The sequence below is a fragment of the Neobacillus sp. C211 genome (genome assembly GCF_051842875.1).
GTDB lineage: Bacteria > Bacillota > Bacilli > Bacillales > Cytobacillaceae > Neobacillus.
This window is the reverse complement of the sequence record NZ_JBPXRO010000006.1, coordinates 112,385-136,977: the sequence shown is the minus strand read 5'-3', so window position 1 is coordinate 136,977 and position 24,593 is coordinate 112,385. Positions and strand designations below refer to the sequence as shown.

Sequence of the window (24,593 nt, the reverse complement as noted above, 5' to 3'; positions counted from 1 at the left end):
CCACGAGTCAGACTCATTTTTAATGTAATTATTTAGTCTGGGACTTAATGGCATCTTTAATTTGTTGAACCCCTTTATCCAGTGCTGTTTGAGGTTCAGCAGCCTTATTCCAAATCGCTGTATAAGCCACTTCCTCCGCCCCCCATACATTTTGCATTTCAGGGATATTAGGCATAGAAATAGAATATTGTGCTTGTTCTAAGAATGTATATTTGATTTTGTCTTGCTTAATGGTTTCATTTTCTAATAATGCTTTAGAAGGCGGCAGCTGACCTGTCATTTCATAACGTTTTAACAGCATTTCATCACTTGTTGCAAATTTAGCCAACAATGTCGCTGCTTGTGGATATTTACTATAAGCATTTACATAATAGGCCTTAGATCCTGAAAAAGTGGTTGGAACTTCCCCATTGTCAAGTTTCGGCAGCGTTGTAATACCAAAGTTCACTTTAGCCTCTGTATAGCTTTTCACCATCCAAGGACCAGTGATATTATATAAAAGTTTACCTTCAGTAAAGTATGAATTGATGACATCTCCAGTAAGGTCTTCTTTTTTCAGCGGCAAGATTTCATCACGGATACGCTGCATTAATTTCGCTGCTTTTAGTGAACCTTCATTGTTTAAACCAATTTCATTTGGATCTGTATTTTTGTCCCCGAAAATATAACCGCCATATCCTCCAACAAATCCATGTATTAAGTAGAAATTACCTGGTTCGATCATGAAACCATATGAACCGGGATGTTTTTTCTGAAACTCTTTCGATTGCTTGATTAATTCTTCCATTGTTTCGGCTGGTTTAAAGCCCATTTCATCCAATAAAGTTTTGTTATAGAAAAGGGCAACTCCTTCAATGTTTAACGGATAACCAAATGTTTTAAGCTTGCCCTCTTCATCTTTTGCAGATACGGCTGTATTGGCACCGTCCATAAAGCGCTCTTTATATTCATCGGCATAATAGTTATCATAAACTAATCCAGCCTTGCTCATCTTTCCTAAATGATCGTGGGCTGCATTAAATACGTCCGCTCCTAATCCCGCTGGACCATCTGTTTCAAGCTTTACAGGTGCATCAGTATGATTGACATTTGCATATTTAACCGGGATTCCATATTTTTTAGTGAATTCTTTCGCGACATATTTTGCCCATTCACCTTCTTCATCCTTGTTATCCCATAAAACCAGCTTTGCTCCTTCTTCCGGGGTGATTTCTTCTTTTGCTGTTTCTTTTGCTGAACTGCTTTTAGCGGTTTCTTTTGAAGCTTCTCCTCCTGTTTGGGCCCCTGGCTTACTGCATGCTGCTAATGCAAATAGTAACAGTACGATTAAAGATAGATTTAATAGCTTTTTCAAATTAATTCCCACCTTTTGATTTATTAATATTTATCTCAATGCTTATTTGGTAAAGTTTCTACCAAAATAAACAGTTGAAAATTTAAGTTACTGCAACCGTTTGCACAATTGACTAAAGTGTAACTTTACTAAAGTCACTTTCTATTTCTGATAAAGTGAACTCTTTTGCTTTACCTGTTAAATTGTGGATAACCAGCATTTGTTCGTTACTTTTTTCCTCCCTTGTACAGTAACAAAAAAAATCTAAAAATCGGTTTTACGTAAACGTTTACTTTACTATAAAAAAAATATATAATGATTACGTAAACGTTTAACTTATCTTGTAATCTATTACATCACTCTAATTCTGAATAGTCAATATATTATTTATTTTTTGTTTAATCATTATAATTTTTGATTTTTTTTGAAAACGAGACTTAGAAATAATTGAAATCTTTCTAATGATTTGTCAAATTTAGCTGAAATGAGGAGTTATGATGTTAAAAGAAGCCGTTTATCACAGACCGAAAAACAATTTTGCCTATGCCTATGATAATAAAACATTGCATATTCGCCTTCGCGCTAAAAAAGGTGATTTAAAAAAGGTGTTTTTAATATATGGGGATCCTTATCAGTGGACAAAAGATGGGTGGACAAACTTTACTAAACCAATGACATTGGAAGGATCGGATGAATTATTCGATTACTGGTTTGCGGAGGTGAAACCGGAATTCCGTCGATTACGCTACGGATTTGAACTCAATTCAAATACTGAATCCGCTGTATTTGGCGAAAGGGGTTTTGTGGACAGAGATCCTCGTGATTCCAGCTTTTATTTCTGTTTTCCATTTTTAAATCCGATTGATGTGTTCAAAGCGCCGGAATGGGTTAAGAATACGGTGTGGTATCAAATCTTCCCCGAACGGTTTGCGAATGGCAATCCAGAGTTAAACCCTGAAGGCACACTTCCGTGGGGAAGCCAAGATCCTGAACCTGATACATTCTTCGGCGGCGACTTTGAAGGAATTATTGAAAATATTGATCATTTAGTAAAACTTGGGATTACAGGCATTTACTTTACGCCAATATTTAAAGCGGCTACGAATCATAAATATGACACCATTGATTATATGGAAATTGATCCGCAATTTGGAGACAAAGAAACCTTTAAACAGCTTGTGGAAGTATGCCACAAAAATGGGATTCGTGTCATGCTTGATGCCGTTTTCAATCACAGTGGTTTTTATTTCGATGCTTTTCAGGATGTCCTTGAAAAACAAGAGAAATCCAACTTTAAAGATTGGTTTCATTTGAAGGAACTTCCAGTGCAAGCTTTTCCGGAACCAAATTATGATACATTTGCCTTTACACATTTGATGCCAAAGTTAAATACGGAACATCCTGAAGTGAAAGAATATCTTCTTAATGTCGCAAAATACTGGATTGAAGAATTTGATATTGATGGATGGCGCCTCGATGTTGCCAATGAAGTTGATCACGAGTTTTGGAGAGGGTTTAGAAAAACGGTAAAAGCGATCAAACCTGATGCCTACATTCTGGGAGAAATTTGGCATGATTCTATGCCTTGGCTTCAAGGAGATCAATTTGATGCAGTGATGAACTATCCGTTTACAAATGCGTCCTTGGACTTTTTTGCAAAAGATAAAATTAATGCGGAAGAGTTAGCACATCAGCTCACAAACGTGTTAATGTCTTATCCTAAGAATGTGAATGAAGTGGCGTTTAATTTATTAGGGAGTCATGATACCCCAAGAGTTTTAACGGTTTGTGATGAAAATATCGACAAGCTGAAGCTTCTTTTCCTATTCCAACTCTCATTTATCGGCACACCTTGTATATATTATGGAGACGAAATCGGCTTAACCGGAGAAAACGACCCCGGCTGCCGGAAATGCATGAATTGGGATGAAGAGGAACAAAATCTGGAACTCTTTCACACTGTCCAAAAATTAATTTCGCTTCGAAAAGAGTATGCTGCATTTAGAAATGAAGGCAAGTTTACGTTTTTAGAAACGAATGCCGATACAAACCATATCATTTATTCCAAGCAGTCGGCTGGAGAAACGATTATCATTGCGATTAATAACTCTGCTGATAAGCTTGGCGTGACGATTCCATATGATTTTACAGGCAAAAGCCCTGTTGATTTATGGAACAACATACCTCTTAGAGAGACGTCAAAAGTTGAACTTCCACCTTATGGATTCGCAATAATCCAATTGAAGAACTAAAACAATGAAAAAGCAGACGGTATAGAGGGAATCTTTTATAGATTCTCATTACTATCTGCTTTTTGTTTCTCCAGGAGGTGACTGCATGATTGACGTTCAACCAATTGATGAGGAATGATAATCCGTTTGGTTGGTTCTGTCCGATCTTCGATTAGTTGAATCAAACTCCTCGATGCTTGATATCCAAGCTCAAAAATATGAATATCCACTGAAGTTAACGGTGGTTTGGACATTTCTGCTAAGAGGACGTTATTAAAACTAACGACTGAGATTTCTTCCGGAACCCTGATTCCCAGCTCATCTAATGTACTTAGTACACCTAGTGCCATTAAATCATCAACCACTACGAGTGAAGTTGGGCGTTGCTCAAGTGCCATTAACTCACTCACCGCCTCTTGACCGCCTTCCCTTAGGAATTCCTCATGAAGGATATATTCATTTTTTATAGGAATGTTTGCCTTTTTTAAAGCCTGCCTATACCCATTCAAACGGTCAACCGTAACCATTAGTTCTGGGTTCCCTCCAATAAAAGCAATTTTCCGATGGCCATGGTCTATTAAGTATTCAGTAGCTTCTCTCATGGCACGAACATTATCATTATCAACATGTGTGATTTCTTCAGCATCTTTAGAAGGTTTTCCAATAACAACAAAAGGAAAATCCCTTTCTCTTAAGTACGAAATGACTTTATCCTCCACCTTGGAGTTAAGAAGAATCATGCCATCTACTCTTTTCCCTTGTACCATATTAATAACTGCTTCAAGTGTTTCGTTTTCTAATTTCCCTGTTGTCATCTGCAAAGCATATTTTTTTTCACGGGCCCCCTCACTTATTCCCTGTAAAATAGAAGGGAAAAACGGATTCTGAAAAACGACATCTCCAGAACTCGGCATGACAAGCCCTATTGTTTGGGTTGATTGACTGGCAAGACTTCTGGCATTTTGGTTAGGATGATACCCTAGCTGTTCCATTGCTTTTTTAACTTTTCGTTTCGTCGCTTCACTAATTCGTGAATTATTGGCAATTACTCTTGAAACAGTTGATGGTGCGACATTTGCAAGCTTTGCCACATCCTTGATGGTAACAGCCATTTCTTCTCCCCTCTCATTCAAAGTTAATTGATTCTACTACTAATTTTAATATAATAGAAACGGTCATTTTTGCATATTCCATCGTCTTTACAGCACTTACATTTACGAAATCGGTTGCACAATCCACCCTTTATTATAAAGTGTTTACAACCAGTTATACAGCTAAAAAATAATGACTTCCCGATTTTGGTAACGATGTATCAGAAAATTTAGATTTTTTTCTGGCTTTCTATTGAATTGTGCTGAGAAAAAGATATAATAAATTTTGAAAGTGATTGCGCAAACGTTTGCACACTAATACAGTCCTCTAAGGATCTTACATACGGCTTTTTTGTGCAACTACATGCAAACGCTTTTCTAGATTAATAGAGTTAGGGAAAGGAGATTTTTCATGAAGAGAAATCAGAGAACACTGCTGTCGCTTGTTACCGTAGTTGGACTAATTCTTCAGTTATTTTCTGGACTTGTAACAAGTCAAACAGCCAAAGCGGCAGAAACAACACCAAAGCAGGTTGTACTTGTTGGCAGTCTGCAGGCAGTTTTGGGGAATTCAGGAGATTGGGATCCATCTTCTGTTAAAACGCAAATGGATTACCAAGGAAATGATTTGTACAGCCTTACTGGCACACTGCCGTCAGGGACATATGAATACAAAATCGCCATTGGAGGAGGCTGGTCCGAAAATTACGGAGACGGCGGCGCGCCTGGTGGAAACAACATTAAACTAACTCTGACCGAACAAAAAAAAGTCACCTTCTACTACAATGACAATACCCATGCCATTGCTGATAGTACCCATTACACACTTTTAAATGAGGACAAAAAGCCTCGCTTAGTAGGAACCATTCAACCTGCCATTCACGCAGGGACTGCATGGAGTCCGACAGACTCAACAGCATTAATGGAGGACACCCATTTTGATAACGTCTATTCCTTTACTGTAAAGGTACCTAGAGGCAGCTACGAATACAAGATTGTATTGGGCAAGGACTGGACGGAATCCTATCCTGGTTCAAATGAGAAGCTGAATGTACTCTCTGATACGACAATCACATTTTTCTATAACAACCAAACAAAAGAAGTTTATTCAGATTATAAACCTATTGGATCTGATGGCATGATAGATAAGAATGCTCTTTATCATGATTCATGGGACCAAGTATACCGGACGCCGTTTGGGGCAGTTCCAGCAGGGAAACCTGTCACCTTCCGATTATCGGCTAAAAAGGGTGACCTGACCAGAGCCAGCCTGTATGTGAAAAACTATAATACAGGCACAACAAAGGTTCTTTCAATGAAGAATACAGGCTGGTCAGACACAAAAGACAAAGGTGCCATTGAGTTCTGGGAAGCCACCTTTACACCGTCTGACAAAGGAGTTCACGGCTATAAATTCATTGCCGGGGATCAGGATACAACAGTGGAATACGGAGAAGACACACAGGAAGGGCATACCGGTAAAGCGGAGGATAAAAATGCAGGACTCTTCCAATTGACCGTTTTCGACCCGGGCTATCAAACACCGGATTGGATGAAGGAAGCTGTTGTTTATCAAATATATCCGGACCGTTTTTATAACGGCAACAAAGCAAATGACCATGTAAAGGATCAGATTGGAGCCCGAGGCAGCCAGCCAATAGAACATCCCGACTCCTGGTCATCCTTGCCGGATAATCCATATGAACAAGGCACTGGCTCCTACACAGGGGACGGAGAATTTACAAACGACTTCTTTGGCGGCGACATTGCTGGTATTAAGGCGAAGCTTGATTACCTTCAATCACTTGGCGTCAATACCCTATATTTAAACCCAATTGCACTTGCACCGTCCAACCATAAATATGATGCAGCAGACTATAAACAGGTGGATCCTATGTTTGGCTCGGAAAAAGAATTCGAGGATTTCGCCAAGGAATTGTCTAAACGGAACATGCACCTGATTTTGGATGGGGTATTTAATCATGTGGCTGATGATTCCATCTATTTTGACCGCTACCACAAATATAAAACAGTGGGTGCCTATGAATACTGGTCTCGTATTTACGATTTAATGAATAACGAAAAATTGTCTGAAACTGCAGCTAAGGATAAGGCCAAACAGATACTCATGGCTGAAGGACAAACCTTTAGCCCATATGGCTTTGAAAACTGGTTCCATATTGAAAATGTTAAAGTTCCAAATGAAAAAGTCAACGGTGTTTCGACGGGTGAGCATTATAAGTATGAAGGCTGGTGGGGATACGACAGTCTTCCTGTATTCGAATCCGTTAACGGCACAAAGGTTGACCATCCAAGTGAACTTAACAACACAGCATTGGCAAATTATATTTTTTATGACAAGGACTCAGTAGGAAAAACTTGGATTAATCGAGGTTCATCTGGCTGGCGCCTAGATGTAGCTAATGAAGTGGACAGTTCCTTCTGGCAGGAATTCCGCAAGCAAATGAAGTCCAAGACTATGATAGGAGCCGGAAAAACACTTCAAAAAGAAGAAGAGCCACTTATTCTAGGTGAAATTTGGGATGATGCATCCAAGTACTTCTTAGGGGATCAATATGACTCAGTCATGAACTATCGTTTCCGCGGAGCCATTTTGGATTACTTAAAGAACGGTAATGCCGCTAATGCTCAAAACACCCTTCTCGCTATACAGGAGGACTATCCAAAGGAAGCTTTTTATGCCCTCATGAACCTGATGGGATCCCATGATACAGCTCGGGCAATCTTCCTGTTAGGCAATGGAACGGATACGTATTTCAGAGCGGAACAAGATCCGAACTACAAATACGATGAAGGTGTGAAGCGATTGAAGCTGGCTTCTATCCTGCAAATGGGTTACCCTGGAGCACCAACCATTTATTACGGAGATGAAGCGGGTCAAACAGGATCCAAAGACCCAGATGACCGACGCACATATCCTTGGGGGAACGAAAACAAAGACCTCATTGCACACTATCAAAAGATTGGTCAAATCCGCAAGGAAAATACTGACCTATTCGCTCATGGCGATCTGCACCATTTATACGCAAAGGGTGATGTGTTAGCCTATGTCCGGACAAAAGATACAAAATCTGGCCTTGTCATTATTAACAGAGGGAAAACCACACAAACGGTTGATATCGATACAAAAGTGCTGCTCGCGAATGGTCTTCGTTTTGTGGACCAATTGGACCCTAAATATCTGACTACAACGAAGGATGGCAAGCTGTCATTAACAGTTCCAGCAGAGTCCGGAAGAATGTTAATAACGGTTAATGATGTTAAACAACCACAGCCTGTTAAAGAAGTTACCGGCACAGCTGGTTCTAAAGAAGTTACTTTAAGCTGGACAGGAACAGGTACAAAATACAATGTCTATCAATCTACCGTTTCAGGTGGATTATGGACAAAAGTGAAAGAAACTACAGGTACATCTGTGAACATTTCCGATTTAAATAATGGTCGTACCTACTATTTTACTGTGACGGCCGTGAATGAAAGTGGGAATGAATCTATACCAGCTGCCTCATCCGGCCTTGTGCCTCATTACGATGCTGCAAAGGCTAGTATTAAGGACCTGACTACTTTAGACAACAGGGAATTGAATCTGGCACAGGCCTCCAATGTTAAAGCAGCTATTTACCTGCCAGGTGCGACAGAATCTGGTGCAGCAGAAGGAATCACGGCCGATCTCCAAGTAAGAATGAAAGGCCAAACCGCTTGGACATCTTACCAAGCCTTGTATAATGGCCAGGCTCAGGGAGACCAGGCAAATGAGTTTCAGGGAAGCTTTACAGCGTATGAGGCGGGCACATATGAATACCGAATGGCCTTTACGCCGGATTTAGGAAATACATGGGTTTACTCAATTACTGGTGAAGTGACCTTTTCACACAGCACGTCTGATACTACCCCGCCTGCTAATGATGTTACTTTGGACACTCCGACCAAGGAATCCGGTCAGGTCAACTTGAACTGGAAACTCACGCAGCCGGATCAGCCATTTAAAACGGTCATTTACCGTGACAGCCAAATTCTTTCAACATTGGACGGCAGTGCCGCCACCTTCCGTGATTATCAGGTGGCAAATGGAACTGCCTACCAATATCAAGTGCGTGTCTATGACCAGGCTGGAAACCATGTAGAATCCAACAAGGTAAGTGTAACCCCTGAAATTGTTATGGTACAAGTAACCTTTAAGGTTCATGCACCGGATTATACACCTTTAGCAGCGCAGGTCAATATACCAGGCAGCTTGAATGGTTGGAATACTAGTGCCTGGACTATGAGCCGTAATGGCGCTGTGACGCCTGATTGGGAATACACAGTGGAGCTTGAGGAAGGAACAGAGCTTACGTATAAATATACGAGGGACAATACTTGGGATCATGAAGGGTTGGCAGATCATACGCCATCCGATCATTCGGATGACGATATCAGTAACTACGGCTATGGTGCCGCAGGAACCGATATGAAAATTGTGGTCACCAATCAAGGAAACAACAAAATGGTTGTACAGGATACCATTCTGCGCTGGATTGATATGCCGCTGGCAGTCAGTCAAATTGATGTCAATGGATCAACTATGACTATAAAGGGGAATGCAATTAAGGGAGCTGACCTCACTATCAATGGGGAAAAAGTGACAGTCGGAAATGATCTGAATTTCACTCAATCCTTTACCCTTCAAGCAGGACAGACACAAGTACCTGTTCATATCGAACCAACTGACTCCACAAAGTCCACCATCTTTAAAGAGGACGGCGGTTCTATTAGCAAGAATACAAAGAACTATGTCATCGATGTCCTAACAAAAACGATAAGCGAAACCAAGTAAGTGGTCATCGAAAAGGTCTGCCGGAATCATGGCAGACCTTTTTTGCCGAAAGTTAAGAAAAGCGACTTGGTATTGACATCAGCTTTCACAACTGTTGTTTCCGCATAACAGCTCGATTATAGAATCTTTGAATATGCATGGAAATATACATTAACTCTGCATCAGGGTATTTTACACGGTATTTCCCTTCAACAAATTGGCCAACTTCTTTTGCACAGGAAAATGCTTCTTTAAAATTTTCCTTGATCATCGAAGCCATTTTTTGGTCATAATCATGGTTCGTCTCATTTGATAATAGACTTTTAAGCGAAAATCGCAAATGGGTAATTAATCGTTCATATGACATCGTATCTTCCACAATATTGATATTTAAACAACTTTCAATTATTCTTGTAATTTCTTGAATAGTCGTAGTGGTATCAATCGTTTCCTGCATATCTCCTGCATTCATCCTAGCAGTATGGATATGCAATGCAATATTACCTACTTCGTCTTCAGGAATTTCTACTCCTAAGTTTTCTTTGATTAACGCCTTTGCCCAAAGTCCTATTTGAAATTCCTTTACATAAAGAATTTTAATTTGATCAAGTAGCGCATTTTTAATGGAAATGCCATTTGTTAATCGTTCAATGGCAAATGATAAGTGATCACAAAAAGCGACATGGATATGCTCGTTTATCATGACACCCAATTCCATTTCTGCATAAGTGATGATTTCTTCTGCGATTTTTATATGCTCTTCCGGTAATAATTGTAATATTTCTTCGAATTTTTTATGCTCATTTGAATCCTTTATGACAAAAACTTTATCAATTTTAGCTTGATTCACCAAATCATTCTTTCTTTTCTGGAATCCTATTCCTTCTCCCATCACGATCTTTTCTCCGTCTATGTCTTTCACTACAACCGCACTATTATTTAAGATTTTATTAATTCTAATATCTTTCACCTTCCTCTTTTGCTCTTGCATTGGCTGTGAAATCTTGACTACTTACTCGGTTTCTTCCTTCACCCAAAGAATCAAAGTAGCTATGAATGCGGTTATGACAGAGATTCCAAGTCCAATAAGGTAATGCATTAAATTGGAAAACCCTAATGGAGCTACAATAGCGATCATTGGAATTCCTGTTAAGCCATAAGAGTTTGCTACTACATGAGTAAGAACCACATACGCTCCTCCAAAAGCACCGCCTATAGCTGCACCTATAAATGGTCTGAACAATCTTATATTCATCCCAAACATAACCGGTTCAATAATACCTAAAAATGCTGAAAAAGATGAAGGGATGGCAATTTTTTTCAGTCTCTCATTCTTGGTTTTAAAAAATACGGCTAACCCCGCTCCTCCTTGAGCCATATTGGCCATAGACCAAATTGGCAATAAAAAGTTAACACCTATCTTTGGATTTGCAAGCAATTCCATTTCAACTGCATGTAAAGTATGATGCAGCCCCGTTACCACAATGAGAGAATACAAGCCGCCAAATAAAAATCCGGCTAGTACACCTCCAGATTGATAGATAAGCTGAAAAGTATTTGTCATCATGTCACCAATGAATAATGAGATCGGGCCTATTACTAAAAGTGAGATAGAACCAACACATATGATGACTAAAAATGGGATAAAAAATAGATCTAATGCACTTGGTACAATTTTTCTCAAGCGCAATTCGAGCTTACTCATAAAAAAGACAGAAATTAATATTGGTATTACGGTTCCCTGATACCCTATTAAAGGGATATCAACCCCTAGAAACTCCATATATTCCGGTACTTTATATCCAAGCTTGGAGGGATTTAACAGGGAAGGGTGAGTTAAAATCCCACCTATCACTGCACCCAGGATTGGATTGCCTCCAAATTCCTTGGCAGCACTAAAACCAATCAATATCGGCAAAATAATAAAGGCGGCACTTGAAAAGATATCGAGCATTCTCATTAATGAGCTTTCAGACGGTGCCCAGTGAAACACCTTGATCATTCCGATCAGTCCCATTAGTAAACCACTTGCAACAATAGCTGGAATAATCGGAACAAAAATATTGGACAAGGTCCTGGCAAATCGAATAAAAGGATTCATTCTCACCTTTGGCGGTTCTGCAGGAGAGATGCCAGAAACAGGAGTCTGTTTTGTTTCAAGTATGGCCCTGTATACTTTATTGACAATCCCGGGGCCTAAAATAATTTGGAAAAGTCCCATTCGGGAAAAGGTTCCATGTACACCGTTCAGTTTATCGATTCCAACTTTATTAACCTTGCTTTCATCTAAAAGTTCAAAACGCAAACGAGTCGTGCAATGGGTCATATTCATAATATTTTCTTTACCGCCTAATAACGGTAATAATTCTTGCGCAATATCTTTAGCTTCTTTCCGTTCGTCTTGAATGTTCATCTTCCACCTTGAATTTATGGATTGTCTGTTTCACATCATGCAGTAGATTGATTTTCAGGTAAATAATGACAAATGTTTTAAGAATGCACAGTGGCGTTCAGTAGAAAACTGAACGCCACAACTGTGTCTTATTTAAAAACCCCTTGCTTCTTTTCATGAACAATCTTTGTTCCATCCCGTGTGATCGATAGTTTTAAGGACGGTGCCAGCATTCCGCCGAAATGCTCCATTTGATACTCCGGTGATTGCTCGCCAACTTCATACATATCTTTACTGTCCACATTAACATAATTCACAAAACTCGTGACAGTGCCATTCGGCATAACCATCCAGGAATATGCCTGATACGGATTATCGGTTGGATTTGCAATAACTAGTCCACTATTATTTAAGGGATGATAGCCTCCAAAGAGAGAGTCTGAAGTAAATCCATATAATCCTTCCGGTGCGTCAAGACCGGGTGCAAATTTCTCACTGTGTGTTTTCGTAAAAAGATAGTAGCTGTTTCCTTTTACGATTACACTCGGCCGCTCCAGTTCGTCATTGACATAATTTGCTTCTAATAAGGGCGGCAGTAATTCAAATTTGGATAAATCTTTATTGGTTGCTTTGGCAATACCAATGCTGCCATTAAAAGCTTTTGAACTTTCAGGGGTTACATGGTTCAGGCGAAATTCTTCCGAACCAATATATTCATTTTTATAGGGACGGTCTTCAAGCTTTCCTGCGGAGTTCGCTTCAAATAAAAGATATTCTTCGCCCGTTTTTGGATCCTGGAAAAAATACGGATCGCGGAACGCATAAGAAGATTCTTCCTGCCCTATTTGTTCCTTTGATTGATAGTATTTACCATCTGCCTCAAGAATTATTTCATGTTTGGACCAATTCTTAAAGGTCGCACTAGTGTTTGTTGTACGAATATCTGCCGTTGCAGTTGCCAGCCGCTGATCATAGCTTAGCCCGGCTTCATTTTTTTGCCCTGTTGCTGTGTAAAAGATTTGTAATCTCCCATCTTGATTAATGATGGATGAGCCAGCCCACTGTCTGGATCCCAATGCATCTCCATCTTTAAAAACGGGACCACCTGACACCCAGCTCTTTCCGTCTTTTGAATAGAAATATTGAATTTGAGCTAGATCATGGCGTTTTCCAGGAAGGACATCCTTCGGTACCGATAGGGCGAAAATAATTTTAAAACCATTTACTACAGCTGGATGACCGTTCAAATCCTGCAATGGCCATTCATCCCAAATATAATAGTCTGATGAAAGTTTAACGAGCTCATCTTTATTAAATGTCGGAGCTGTATTTTGCTCATTGATTGTTAGAGTGCTAACATTTTCTCTGGTCCAGTTGAATGTATCTGCATTTTCTTGGGCAGAAACGGTTGGACCAACAATGGGTATGAAGATAATAAAAAGTCCGATAATAGCTGCTATGATAGATTTGCTTTTTTTAACTTTGTTCCATTTCATGAAAAGTGTTCCTCCAAATGCCCTCTTACTTTTACTTTGTTAAAAACTTTGTTGATTAACCATAAATTTCAAGCGCCCGATTAGAGCTAAGGAACCGGTTCCACGAGCGCTTATACGGTCTCTTAGTGAGCGATTGGAGCGCGGGAACCGGTCAAATCATTTCCTTATTGTTTAATCCAGCCAGGGTTTAACTCTTTTGCTATTTTTGTTGTGTCGCCTTTGATTGATAGCTGTATCGTTGGCGCCAATGTACCTCCAAAATGGCTAAATTGGAATTCTGGTGATTGGTTTCCAACATCACCAATTGACATGTTGCCTAAATCGCCAAAATGAGCAAACCCGACGACATTCATATTAGGAAGGACAAGCCATGAATACGCTTGGTATGGGTTTCCTGGAGGATTGGCTAAAACCAAACCACTCTTATTCAGCGGCTGATAACCACCAATCAAGTTATCAGAAACAAATCCATACATCCCTTCAGGTCCTTGCAGCCCTTCAGCATATTTATTGATATGGCTGTCAGTAAAGAGATAATACTTTTTATCTTTTACTACAATATGCGGCCGTTCCAGTTCTTCGTTGACATAATTTGCTTCCAAAAGAGGAGGCAGCATTTTAAGTTTAGAAGGATCACCATCCACTACCTCTGCGATACCAATGTTCGCATTGGCATGAACTGCTCCCGCAGGTACCGGGTTCTTGCTTGTATACTCGGAACTTCCGGCATATTCTTGTTTAAATGTGCGCTCCCCTACAGTACCGCCTGAATTTCCTTCAAATAAAATATATTCCTTATCGGTTTTTGAGTCCTTAAACCACATCGGATCACGGAAAGCGTAGCCGCCGCCTTCGCCTTGCTGAGCTTGTTCCTTCGTCTGATAATATTTACCGTCCGGCTCTAAAATGATCTTGTGTTTGCCCCAATTTTCAAAATGAACTCCATTGCTATCAGCAATAATATCACCGGATGCCTCAGCAATGCGCTGCTCAAATGTCAATCGCTCTTCCCCTCTATGGCCAGTTGCCGTATAGAAGGCATGAATTTTCCCATTATCGAACATTGCAGATCCAGCCCATTCGCGAGAACCTAATGAAGCTCCTTCTGGGAAAAGTGTCCCGCCGAGAGTCCAATCCTTACCATTTTTCGAGTAAAAATAGCGGATGGTTGCAATGTCATGTACTTTTCCAGGCAGCACATTATTTGGAGCGGATAGGGCAAACATCACTTTCCAGCCTTTTACTGAAGCGATATTTCCATCGCGATCCAACAGGGGCCACGTGTCCCAAATATGATAATCTGGTGATAATTTCTTAAGCTTGCTTATATCCGTATAAGGCAAGGTATTATCTTGATTAAGTTCAATTTTTGAGACCTGTTCCCGTGTCCAATTTGTCGTTTGCCCTACGTCTTCTGCTTTTACATAAACCCCGGAAAAAGTTGAGGCTATAACACTCGCAGCCAAGACGATGGCAGAAACTGCTTTCTTATTCATAACGGTCATCCTTCCTTCTCCTTTTCGAGCTATCATTAGCGATTTGCCCCAAATGGTTTAATTTCGCCCGCTTTACCTTCTTTTACAACTTCAGATGTTTCACCATTCAGCTTCACTTTTAGAGTTGGGGCGAATGTACCGCCAAATTTCACATTACCGTTCTCATCTTTCGGCTCGTTAATAAAGCTGATTACCTGCTGGTCTGGAAGAACCATCCAAGAATAGGCTTGATAAGGGCTTTCCTTTGGATTCGCAATCACAAGACCACTTTCATTCATTGGTTTATGGCTGCCGAACAGTCCTTTACCAACAAATCCATAGACACCATCAGGACCAGTCAGGCCAGGAGCATACGTAAAGGTATGGCTGATGGTAAATAGATAATAATCATCTCCGTTTACGACCATGTGCGGACGTTCCATCTGGTGATTGGTTCCAACCGACTCAAGCAATGGAGGGAGAAGCTTTAATTTGGTTACGTCTTTGTCAAGTACTTCTGCGATCCCGATATTACCGTTATACAATTCGGCTCCTGCAGGAACGGAATGGGTTTTGCGGTATTCTTCATCCCCGATATTTTCCGGTTTGATAAAGTCTCTATCGCTTCCAGCTTGTCCTTCGAAAATAATATAGTCTTTGCCTGTATTCGGATCCTGGAAGAAGAATGGATCACGGAATGCCGTAATGATCGGACTATTCGCTTGTGCAAGTGTCTCGTAATATTTTCCATCTGCTTCAAGAATTACTTGATGTTTACCTTCATTGGTCAGATGAACCCCGTTTTTATCCGTATGAATATCAAAGGTTGTTTTCGCAATCCGCTGTACGGCTCTTTTATCCCATCCATTGTTATCCCAATTTGTTTTTTCACCGGTTGCCGTATAGAATAAATGAACTTTTCCATTGTCATCAAGCATTGCTGTTCCGGCCCATTGCATATGCCCCAAGGCTTTATTATAGTCATAAGGGATTCCTGCGTACGTCCAATCTTTGCCGTTCTTGGAGTAGAACATTCCAATTCTTGCTTCTGTATGGCGCTCACCCCATCCTAAAGAACGCGGTGCTACCAATGCAAAAGCCACTCGGTAGCCATTGACAATCGCCATTGAACCATCTCTATTTTGTAATGGCCATGTATCCCATACCCATTGATCAGGTGCTACAAGATCAAAATCAAGATCAATTTTCGGTGCAGTTGTTTTGTCAGTAGGCGTTACTTTTTCTGCTTGCTGACGTGACCAGATAGATGTGTAATCTGAACTGATTTCCGCTGCAAATGCTTGTGTTACGGACAGGCAATTGACAGCAACAACGGCTGTCAAAACCAGCTTTTTCAATTTCGATTTGTTACGAGTTTTCTTTTCCATTTCCCCTAAATCCTCCATTTTTCGCGGGAACATTGTGTCCGTTAAGAATTTTTCGACTATTAAAACTAGTTAAAATCCTTTTTCAGAGAACAAAAAAAGACCTAAAATGTACAAGGGTACGTCTACCAAAAAGGTACACTTCGCCCTTCATACACTTTAGGTCTTGCCTGCTTTACCAGTCACAATCCCGCATAATTTTGTTTACAGGGATCATTATATTCTGTTCGACAATTTCCTACAATAGGATAATATACTCTTAATTTCATTAGGATTTACTAGTTATATTTTCATATAACCAATACAAAACTCATTAGATAGAGTTAAACCCGTAAGGCTAATCTTTCTCTCCTTCAATGGCTGTAGCCATCCTCCATACCCTCATCAAACGTATAAATGGTTCTCCATCCACTCCAAATACTTCGAGTCCTTTCGATTGATCCATTATTGGAAATACATGGGACGAAATACTTATTTCATTATTGACGTATGCTTCCACAATCGATTTATCAACAAATAGGCGTACCTTTAAGATATCGTCATCAAGGTTTAGCGCACCACCTTGAATTCCCTTTTCAATTTCAGGATTTTCACTTGAATGCTGGCGGTCAATATGAATGGTTTTCCTTTCATTATCATAAAAAATACTGGTTTCTTCCTGTTCATTTGGGTCTTTTAATATTTTTAAACCGGCTGCTTTCGTATTAGAAACATCGAATTCCAACTCGATTTCGAATTGATCGCTTTTGATTTTTCGAAGCTGTTTATTTGCTTCATCCATTGTAACATTTTGGGCGGATGCCAGTTCTTCTCTTCGAAGTGACTGGACCTCTTCAATTGGACGAATTCCAAGAGTTTGCTTATCATTTAAATAGATTTCGAGCGGCAGCCCGGCTCCATGTGCCCATCCTGATTGATATTTTTCACTTTCCGAACGCCTGTCTTGTAAAATACTAGTTACGATGGTACGCCCTTTTTCATCCACAAACCCTTGTGCTCCTGTAAAATGTTCACCATAATCAAACAGTTTAGGCTCCTCATGTTCAGGGATAAACTCCAACCGATCTGGGTCCCAAGTCCCGATCCAATAAAATGTAAAACGAGCTGCATCCGGACTAGGGGACATAAAATAAGGACTGATCATGAATACATATTTTTGTTCACCAGTCTCCTTGTTTTTAATCGGAACTAAAAATGGCAGTTCCCATACATCTCCTGTACGTGGATATTTCCCTTTATCACCTATCATCAATGGTTTTTCATACTTCCAGTGTTCAAGATCTTCTGAGGTATAGAGTAATGCGGTTCCTCCTGCCTCTTTTATACCCGATCCAACCAGCTGGTACCATTTGTCTCCATCTTTCCATACGTATGGATCACGAAATTGGCCAAACATTACCTTTCCTTTGGGTGTATCCATATTTTCCTCTTGTATCGTTACAGGGTTGGGTTTCATAATCCAATGATTCAAGTTGACATCATTTGCATCTTCTGCTCTTGCCATACCAGTCATTTGATTCGGCTTCATTTCATCGTGTCCTGCTGTGTAAAATAATACTGGTACTCCATTCTTATCATATGTGGCACTGCCGGACCATACGCCGTCTCTTGCGGCAGTTCCCTCTGTTGGACTTAAAGCAATGGGACTATCTTCCCAATGAATCATGTCTTTACTTGTAGCATGTCCCCAATGAATCTGATGCCAAAAAGGACCAGCTGGATTAAACTGATAAAATAAATGGTATTTTCCGTTATAGTAAATGGGTGCATGTGGTTCATTCATCCAATGCTGCGGAGCAGTAAAATGATAATTAGGACGATAGCGGTCTCCTTTATAAACCGTTCGATCAAATGAAGTATCTGGTATCGGCAGTTTATTGTTCCAGCCGTTAATGGCTTCTTCATAGTGTCGTTTAATTGATTCATTACTAAATACTTTGTTGTATAGGGAAACATTGTCCATTAATCCATTAAACATATTAACTTGGAAAACCTCAGACACAGCGACTGCCTGATTATGTTTTCCAACAAGTAACGGCGTATGAGCTGCTGGTGTAAACTCACTATTCGGAGGCACTGCTTTTTCTTGAATGAGTACACCGTTTAAATAGAGTGAGACTTTAGTTGTTTCTTTATCAAATTGTGCAACAACATGAGACCATTGATCTTTCGGCAAAATTTTCCCTTCTGGCGACCAAATTTCCTGCCATTCCCCGTTTAAGGCCAGTTGAAACGTGATATATCCATGCCGTCCCATTCCGAGCATAAACCCTTGTTTATTTCCTTTATCCTGTTGATTGATAATCACGGAGGGCTGTCCATTGTCTCCCCATTCATAGGCCCTCGGGGCAACCCAGGCTTCAATCGAAAAAGACCCAGCTGGGTTATGAACCTTTTCTGAAGGGATTTCCAGCCAATTGGAATATCCATCAAATAATAATGCTTTACCGCTAATGCCGGTTTTCCATTCCGGATCTGATGTTAAAGCATAATGAATAACAGACGACACAGATTGAGCATGATCACTAGTGACGTTACCATCCCCTTCATCAAATCCCCACTGATGGAGAGCACCATTACTAAGCACCAGGTCTAATGGTTGATCCTTCTTTTGATTGATATTGGTTGTTTCTAATCTGGTGTTCACCTGTTTTTTGATTAAAACTCCTGTAATCGTCAGGAAGCAAACTGCCAAAACAAGCAGCCTCATCCATATAATCCTCTTCTTTTTCATCTTAAAAACTCCTTATCTAGTACAGTGTATTCAACCTTAATAACAAAAAAAGACCTAAAATAGGTAAGGACATATACACAAAGGTACCTTCTGTCCTTTACTCATTTTAGGTCTTGCCTGCTAACCAGTCGCAATCCTGCAATATTGAATTTCACATGATTATTCTAGGTTATTTGATCCTATCTATCAAGGTAAGATTTTACCTTTTTATGGCCACAGGTACATTTACATCATCAATATTAATATGTCCCCAGCCGCCAGTTTCATAGTCTACAACTTTGATGTATAACTTTTCTCCTATATAATCCGAAGCATCCCAGTTAACTCTTCGATAGGCTTCCCAGTTGCCACCCGTTTCCTTCATTAACTCTTTGCCGTCTGAAGCTCTTACCAGTGCTAGATAAAGTCTGTCGATATTAGCTCCGCCGCCAATTAGGAAATCGATTTGTCCGTTTCCACCTAACACAAAGTTCTCCGATTTTAACACTCCTGTCAATGAATCCCCGCCTTTTTCCCCATTAAAACCCCATAAATGGTATCGTTCCGGGTCGATTCGGTCTGAGGCTTGGTTAAACGGTCCGCCCCATCCCCAATCGTTTGCCTTAGAAACGTGTTCATTACTAAAAGCTTCCCCTTCTACAACAGTCCATCCTGTTAAATCGCCGGTTTGGAAATCATGGTTTGGCAATTCTGTACTTTCTGGAATTGGATCTCCGCCGCCATTCGATTCAGGCCAATAGGCAGGAACCGTATCCCCGTATGCGGAACCCATTTCCCATACCTTCATCGATACCACTTTCGCCCTTCCCCCACTACTCCATAACTCAAGGCCCAGAGCATCGGAAAGGGTTGGATATACACGTGATGTGATGCTTTTTTCACCATTTGCATAAGCCTCAATCATTGACCGGTCCAGATAAATATGAAGCTTGAGATTTTCTTTACCAATCTTAAGCCCTCCGCCCTGTATTCCTTTTTGGATATCAGGATCGAGACTGGATTTGTTTCGATCAATGTTTAGTGATTGTTTTTCAACATCAAAGAATAGTAATGTTTCTTCCTCGCCATTTGCTGACTTTCTAGCTTTTATACCTACTTGTTTTGCAGAGGCTGGATTGATTTCCAGTTGAATTTCCAACTGATCACCCTTAACATTTGTTAATAATTCATTGGCTTTTTCTGTGTTTTCATTCTTGATTGAAACAAGTTCCTTTTTCCTTAGAGAACTCAATTCAGTAATGGGTTTAATTCCCAACCCATCTTCTGGGTTTAAGGAAAGCTCTAGCGGCAATCCTGCATTATGAGCCCAGCCAGCATCATAATGCTGCTGTTCCGTCCTTCGGTCCTGTGCAATACTAAAGAGAATGGAACGTCCTTTTCCATCAACCATCCCGCTTGGTCCTGTAAAGTGTTCGCCGTAATCAAATTGCTTAGGATCCGTGTGGTCAGGGGCAAACTCTAACTTTTCTTTGTCCCATGTCCCAATCCAATACCAAACATATTTGACATTGTGCGGATTGTATCCATCAAACCAAGGGTTGATGAAGAAGACATATTTTTCAACACCATTAGTATCTTTCCCTAAAGGCAGGAATACTGGCAACTCCCAAACCTGGCCTGTTTTCGGGTTTTGCTTATAATTGCCAACCAGAAGCGGCTTTTTGTATTCCCAATCTTTCAGGTTCTTAGAGGTATAAAGAAGTGCAGTTCCCCCCGCTCCTTTAATACCAGAACCAACAAGCTGGTACCATGTATCTCCATCTTTCCAAACATACGGATCACGGAATTGCCCGTACCATACCTCCCCTTCTTTTGCCGGCAGGTTTGGCGCTTGAACCGTAACTGGTTTCTCGTACATGGACCATTCTTTCAAATCCGGGTCCCCGGGATCCTTACTCATTGCAAGACCCGTCATTTGATTAGGAACCTTTTTATCATCACCTGCTGTAAAAAATAATACCGGTTTCCCATTGGCATCAACAGTTGATCCACCTGACCAAACACCATCAGGCGCAACTGAATTGCCATCAGGAGCAAGTGCTATCGGTGCATCTTTCCAATGAACCATATCCTCACTTACAGAATGCCCCCAATGAATGTGATGCCAATATGGGCCTTGGGGATTATTTTGATAGAATAGATGATATTTCCCATTATAGTAGAACGGTGCATGAGGCTCGTTCATCCAATGCTCCGGTGCAATAAAATGATATTGCGGTCGGTACCGGTCGCCATCATATCTGCTCCGATCTGGTGCCAAATCAGGTGTTGGAGGTTTATGATTCTCAAAACTACTTAAATACGAATCATAATTTTCTTTAATTTTTTCCCCTGATAGCGAAAGGTTATGCATTTTTAATTCGTCTATCATTCCATTAAACATATTGGCAGTGAAAGCTCCATTAACCAAGGCAGCGCTGTTATGTTTTCCGATTAATAAATCATTTGATGATGGTGTGATGGTTCCTTTTGGAGTGACCGTCTCTCCGACTAATTCACCATTTAAATACAGCTTCATTTTTTGCTCGGCCTTATCAAAGGTGGCAACAATATACGACCATTTATTTTTTTCAAGAGGTTTGTTTTCGGCAGCCCAAACTTCCTTCCATTCCCCGTTGATACTTGCCTGAAACGACCATTTCCCGTGCCGTCCCAAGCCAAGGATATAACCTTCGCTTGCCGTTTTATTGTGTTGATTGACGATCGCTGATAATTGACCGAGATCTCCCCATTCGTAAGATCTTGGAGCAACCCAAGCTTCTATCGTGAGAGCATCCGTCGGCTTAATCACCTGGTCAGAAGGCCTCGTAATCCAAGTGGAATATCCGTCGAACAATAAAGCCTTGTTGCGGATTCCATCCCTCCATAAAGGATCTGTCGATGGCTTGTATAAAGCCTTGGTAAACACATAGGAAATAGGATCTTTCGTTCCTCTTACGATGTCTTTTGTTTTGGTCCCACTGCCTTCATCCAACGGCCAGTTGGCTATAATGCCAGTATTTTTCACATGAAAGTCATCTACATTAATATGGCCCCATCCTTCTTTTGACTGGTCCACCACTTTGATGTAGACTTTTTCCCCCAGGTAATTGGCTGCATCCCACTTGACCCGAGTATAAGCTTCGCTGTCCTTCCAATTGGTATTCGTCGCTTTGAGAAGTTCTTTATCATCGGAGGCTCTAACTAAGGCCACATATAATTTGTCTATGTCATTACCGCCGCCGATTAGGAAATTAATTTCACCAGTACCTGCCAGGGTAAAGTTTGATGATTTTAAAATTCCAGTTTGTCCGTCTCCACCATCTTTAGCTCCCCATAGATGGTACTGGTTATGGTGATTAAACGGTCCGCCCCAACCCCAATCCTTATCAGCTGTAACATCCTGATTGCTGAAGGCATCGCCTTCCACAATTGTCCATCCCGTTAAATCACCAGTCTCAAAATTTGGATTTTGGATAACATCGGTATTCACCGGGTCATTATTAAAAACATGAAAATCATCGACATTGATGTGCCCGAATCCGCCAGAATGATAGTCAACTACTTTGATATACATTGCTTCCCCGATATATTCCGATGCATCCCAACTGACTCTTCGGTAGGCTTCTGTGTTGGATCCCGTTGCTTTAAAAAGCTCTTTTCCATCCGAAGCACGAACCAAGGCAACATATAGTTTCGTAATATCCTGGCCCCCGCCAACAAGGAAATCAATCTTTCCATTTCCGCCAAGTTTGAAGACCGATGATTTCATTACACCTGTACGGAAATCAGAGTTTGCATCATTCGCTGCCCCGGCAAATCCCCAAACATGGTACGTTCCTTCCTGCTGAAAAGGACCGCCCCAAAAACTAGTAACATTTGATACTGGGCGATCAAATGCTGAGCCTGCCTCTGTCCATCCTGATAGATTGCCAGTCTCAAAATCTGGATTTTTAATCTCATTTGGCAGACTGACTCCATCAACGGCTACTTGATCTATTTTTGAAACAAAGGTTGCGCTATCCAAATCATATACCTTTAATGATTTTAGGGATACTTCTCCACCGGTTGTGTAAAGTGCAAGAGATTGATTTTTAGGATCAGGGAAGAATTGATCCGTCATCACAACACGGCCGTCTTGACCAAATACTTCAACAGATGCCTTGTCAACAATCAGATGGAGTTTAACGGTTTGATTACTGGCATTTAACGGTGCTTCATGTTTTGCAGCAAAATTGCCATTGAAACTTGATTCACCAGCATTGGAACGGTCAACAAACAATTTTTTATTGCCAATATCGTAACCAATCTTTGTTTCCCCGCTATCTCCCTTTCGAACTTTAAAACCAAACTCCGTTGCTGTCGCTGAATTCAAATCAAATTCAGCCATAATCTCAAAAGTATCTCCTGATACGTTCGAAAGCAGATTTTCTCCCGGAGTTAGCACTTTATTTTCAAATACTTGTGGCGTTCCCCTCAGACTTTCTAACTCTTTTACAGGTTTCTGTGTAAGACGAATTCCTTCCCCATCAACCGTTGATAAGCCAAGTTCACGCGGAATCGACATCGATCCCCTGAATGATGATGTAGGAATGTCCTGACCATATTTCCAATTATTCATCCACCCGAGCAATAAGCGGCGTCCATCAGAAACATCACTCCATGTAACAGCTGCATAAAAATCAGCACCATAATCGGCCGAGAGAACTTTACTCGGGTCATTGGCATTGGTAAAATTTTTCCCATCAAAATCACCGATAAAATATTGCATCCCCGAACCGCCGGAAGGAGCACCTTCACTGATACTGACAGCTAATACCCACTTTTTCTTAGTTGGATCCCCATCAACCGGAAGGGCAAATAAATCCGGGCATTCCCATGTTCCCGTATGGGAGCCGTCATTGTTGCCAAATTCACTTACCTTCGTCCAACTTTTCAGATCCGGTGAGTTATAAAAATAAACACGATCACCAGCTGAAATGACCATAATCCACTTTTTTGTTTCATCATGCCAAAATACCTTTGGGTCCCGGAAAACATCAATCCCCTCTGGCATAGGGATAATCGGATTGCCATCATACTTCGTCCAAGTACGGCCCTTATCGTTGCTGTAAGCTAAACTTTGAACTTGATGACCACCTTTTTCCTGAGTAAATACAGCAACCATCGGCGGTTTAGAGTCTTTTCCGAACCCAGTCGTATTGTTCCAATCCACAACTGCACTCCCTGACCAGATAAAACCTGTTTCATCTGGATAAAGAGCGATCGGCAGGTATTCCCAATTGACCAAGTCTTTACTTACCGCATGTCCCCAATACATCGGTCCCCACTTTGATTCAGTAGGATTATGCTGATAAAACAGATGATACTCCCCATCGTAATACACCATGCCGTTGGGATCATTCATCCAGTTTTTTTCCGGAGAAAAATGAAATTTGGATCGAAAAGGTTCATTTTCTCCGCCAACAGATGAAACCGTTGTTTCACCAGTTTCAGCTTTACTGGAGATTGTTGGCATAAACATTGAAATGATTAAAGAAAAAATGACCACTACCGATATTCCTTGATTTTTTAATCTTTGCTTCAACCCTGTTCCCCTCCAACATTTATTTGTCTTTTATATTCAAACAATAAGAAGGCGCTTACATAACAACTTAAAAG

General features: G+C 40.6%; 11 protein-coding genes and 1 pseudogene. 2 read left to right on the top strand and 10 right to left on the bottom strand.

Annotated elements, in window-relative coordinates:
• Nucleotides 1-28 precede the first annotated feature (28 nt).
• Complete coding sequence (locus ACSU6B_RS08245; protein WP_410884253.1) at nucleotides 29-1,354, bottom strand: sugar ABC transporter substrate-binding protein; 1,326 nt, start codon at nucleotides 1,352-1,354, stop codon at nucleotides 29-31.
• A gap of 112 nt (nucleotides 1,355-1,466) precedes the next feature.
• A pseudogene (locus tag ACSU6B_RS08240) lies at nucleotides 1,467-1,559 on the bottom strand (hypothetical protein); the annotation flags it as partial.
• 271 nt (nucleotides 1,560-1,830) lie between these two features.
• On the opposite strand from ACSU6B_RS08240, the gene ACSU6B_RS08235 reads away from it, so the two are divergent.
• A complete protein-coding gene (locus ACSU6B_RS08235) occupies nucleotides 1,831-3,585 on the top strand; it encodes an alpha-glycosidase (protein WP_410884371.1) in 1,755 nt (584 codons plus the stop codon).
• Nucleotides 3,586-3,620: 35 nt separating this feature from the next.
• Here ACSU6B_RS08235 and ACSU6B_RS08230 read toward each other — a convergent pair whose 3' ends face one another.
• Complete coding sequence (locus ACSU6B_RS08230; protein ID WP_410884251.1) at nucleotides 3,621-4,676, bottom strand: LacI family DNA-binding transcriptional regulator; 1,056 nt, start codon at nucleotides 4,674-4,676, stop codon at nucleotides 3,621-3,623.
• Between the two features lie 391 nt (nucleotides 4,677-5,067).
• Between ACSU6B_RS08230 and ACSU6B_RS08225 the strand changes: the two genes are divergently transcribed.
• The gene (locus ACSU6B_RS08225; RefSeq protein ID WP_410884249.1) at nucleotides 5,068-9,492 is read left to right on the top strand and encodes a pullulanase X25 domain-containing protein; all 4,425 of its coding nucleotides are present in this window, start codon (nucleotides 5,068-5,070) and stop codon (nucleotides 9,490-9,492) included.
• Nucleotides 9,493-9,577: 85 nt separating this feature from the next.
• Here ACSU6B_RS08225 and ACSU6B_RS08220 read toward each other — a convergent pair whose 3' ends face one another.
• The 7 genes from ACSU6B_RS08220 to ACSU6B_RS08190 all read right to left on the bottom strand — a co-directional run bounded on the left by ACSU6B_RS08220 (nucleotide 9,578) and on the right by ACSU6B_RS08190 (nucleotide 24,519).
• The gene (locus ACSU6B_RS08220; RefSeq protein ID WP_410884369.1) at nucleotides 9,578-10,432 is read right to left on the bottom strand and encodes a PRD domain-containing protein; all 855 of its coding nucleotides are present in this window, start codon (nucleotides 10,430-10,432) and stop codon (nucleotides 9,578-9,580) included.
• A 51-nt stretch (nucleotides 10,433-10,483) separates the two neighbouring features.
• Nucleotides 10,484-11,884, bottom strand: a complete 1,401-nt coding sequence (locus ACSU6B_RS08215) for a sucrose-specific PTS transporter subunit IIBC (RefSeq protein ID WP_410884247.1) — start codon at nucleotides 11,882-11,884, stop codon at nucleotides 10,484-10,486.
• A 128-nt stretch (nucleotides 11,885-12,012) separates the two neighbouring features.
• Complete coding sequence (locus tag ACSU6B_RS08210) at nucleotides 12,013-13,359, bottom strand: glycoside hydrolase family 68 protein (RefSeq protein ID WP_410884245.1); 1,347 nt, start codon at nucleotides 13,357-13,359, stop codon at nucleotides 12,013-12,015.
• A 164-nt stretch (nucleotides 13,360-13,523) separates the two neighbouring features.
• The gene (locus ACSU6B_RS08205) at nucleotides 13,524-14,891 is read right to left on the bottom strand and encodes a glycoside hydrolase family 68 protein (RefSeq protein ID WP_410884243.1); all 1,368 of its coding nucleotides are present in this window, start codon (nucleotides 14,889-14,891) and stop codon (nucleotides 13,524-13,526) included.
• The gene (locus tag ACSU6B_RS08200) at nucleotides 14,891-16,222 is read right to left on the bottom strand and encodes a glycoside hydrolase family 68 protein (protein ID WP_410884241.1); all 1,332 of its coding nucleotides are present in this window, start codon (nucleotides 16,220-16,222) and stop codon (nucleotides 14,891-14,893) included. Before ACSU6B_RS08200 ends, ACSU6B_RS08205 begins: the two co-directional genes overlap by 1 nt.
• A gap of 334 nt (nucleotides 16,223-16,556) precedes the next feature.
• Entirely contained in the window at nucleotides 16,557-18,953 is a 2,397-nt protein-coding gene (locus ACSU6B_RS08195; protein ID WP_410884239.1) for a GH32 C-terminal domain-containing protein, read from the bottom strand.
• A 199-nt stretch (nucleotides 18,954-19,152) separates the two neighbouring features.
• A complete protein-coding gene (locus ACSU6B_RS08190) occupies nucleotides 19,153-24,519 on the bottom strand; it encodes a GH32 C-terminal domain-containing protein (RefSeq protein WP_410884237.1) in 5,367 nt (1,788 codons plus the stop codon).
• Nucleotides 24,520-24,593 lie beyond the last annotated feature (74 nt).

Bases quoted from the DNA above. Each gene is read 5' to 3' on its own strand.
- ACSU6B_RS08235 (WP_410884371.1), top strand. From the start codon at position 1,831: ATGTTAAAAGAAGCCGTTTATCACAGACCGAAAAACAATTTTGCCTAT.
- ACSU6B_RS08230 (WP_410884251.1), bottom strand. From the start codon at position 4,676: ATGGCTGTTACCATCAAGGATGTGGCAAAGCTTGCAAATGTCGCACCA.
- ACSU6B_RS08225 (WP_410884249.1), top strand. From the start codon at position 5,068: ATGAAGAGAAATCAGAGAACACTGCTGTCGCTTGTTACCGTAGTTGGA.
- ACSU6B_RS08215 (WP_410884247.1), bottom strand. From the start codon at position 11,884: ATGAACATTCAAGACGAACGGAAAGAAGCTAAAGATATTGCGCAAGAA.
- ACSU6B_RS08210 (WP_410884245.1), bottom strand. From the start codon at position 13,359: ATGAAATGGAACAAAGTTAAAAAAAGCAAATCTATCATAGCAGCTATT.
- ACSU6B_RS08205 (WP_410884243.1), bottom strand. From the start codon at position 14,891: ATGATAGCTCGAAAAGGAGAAGGAAGGATGACCGTTATGAATAAGAAA.
- ACSU6B_RS08200 (WP_410884241.1), bottom strand. From the start codon at position 16,222: ATGGAAAAGAAAACTCGTAACAAATCGAAATTGAAAAAGCTGGTTTTG.
- ACSU6B_RS08195 (WP_410884239.1), bottom strand. From the start codon at position 18,953: ATGAAAAAGAAGAGGATTATATGGATGAGGCTGCTTGTTTTGGCAGTT.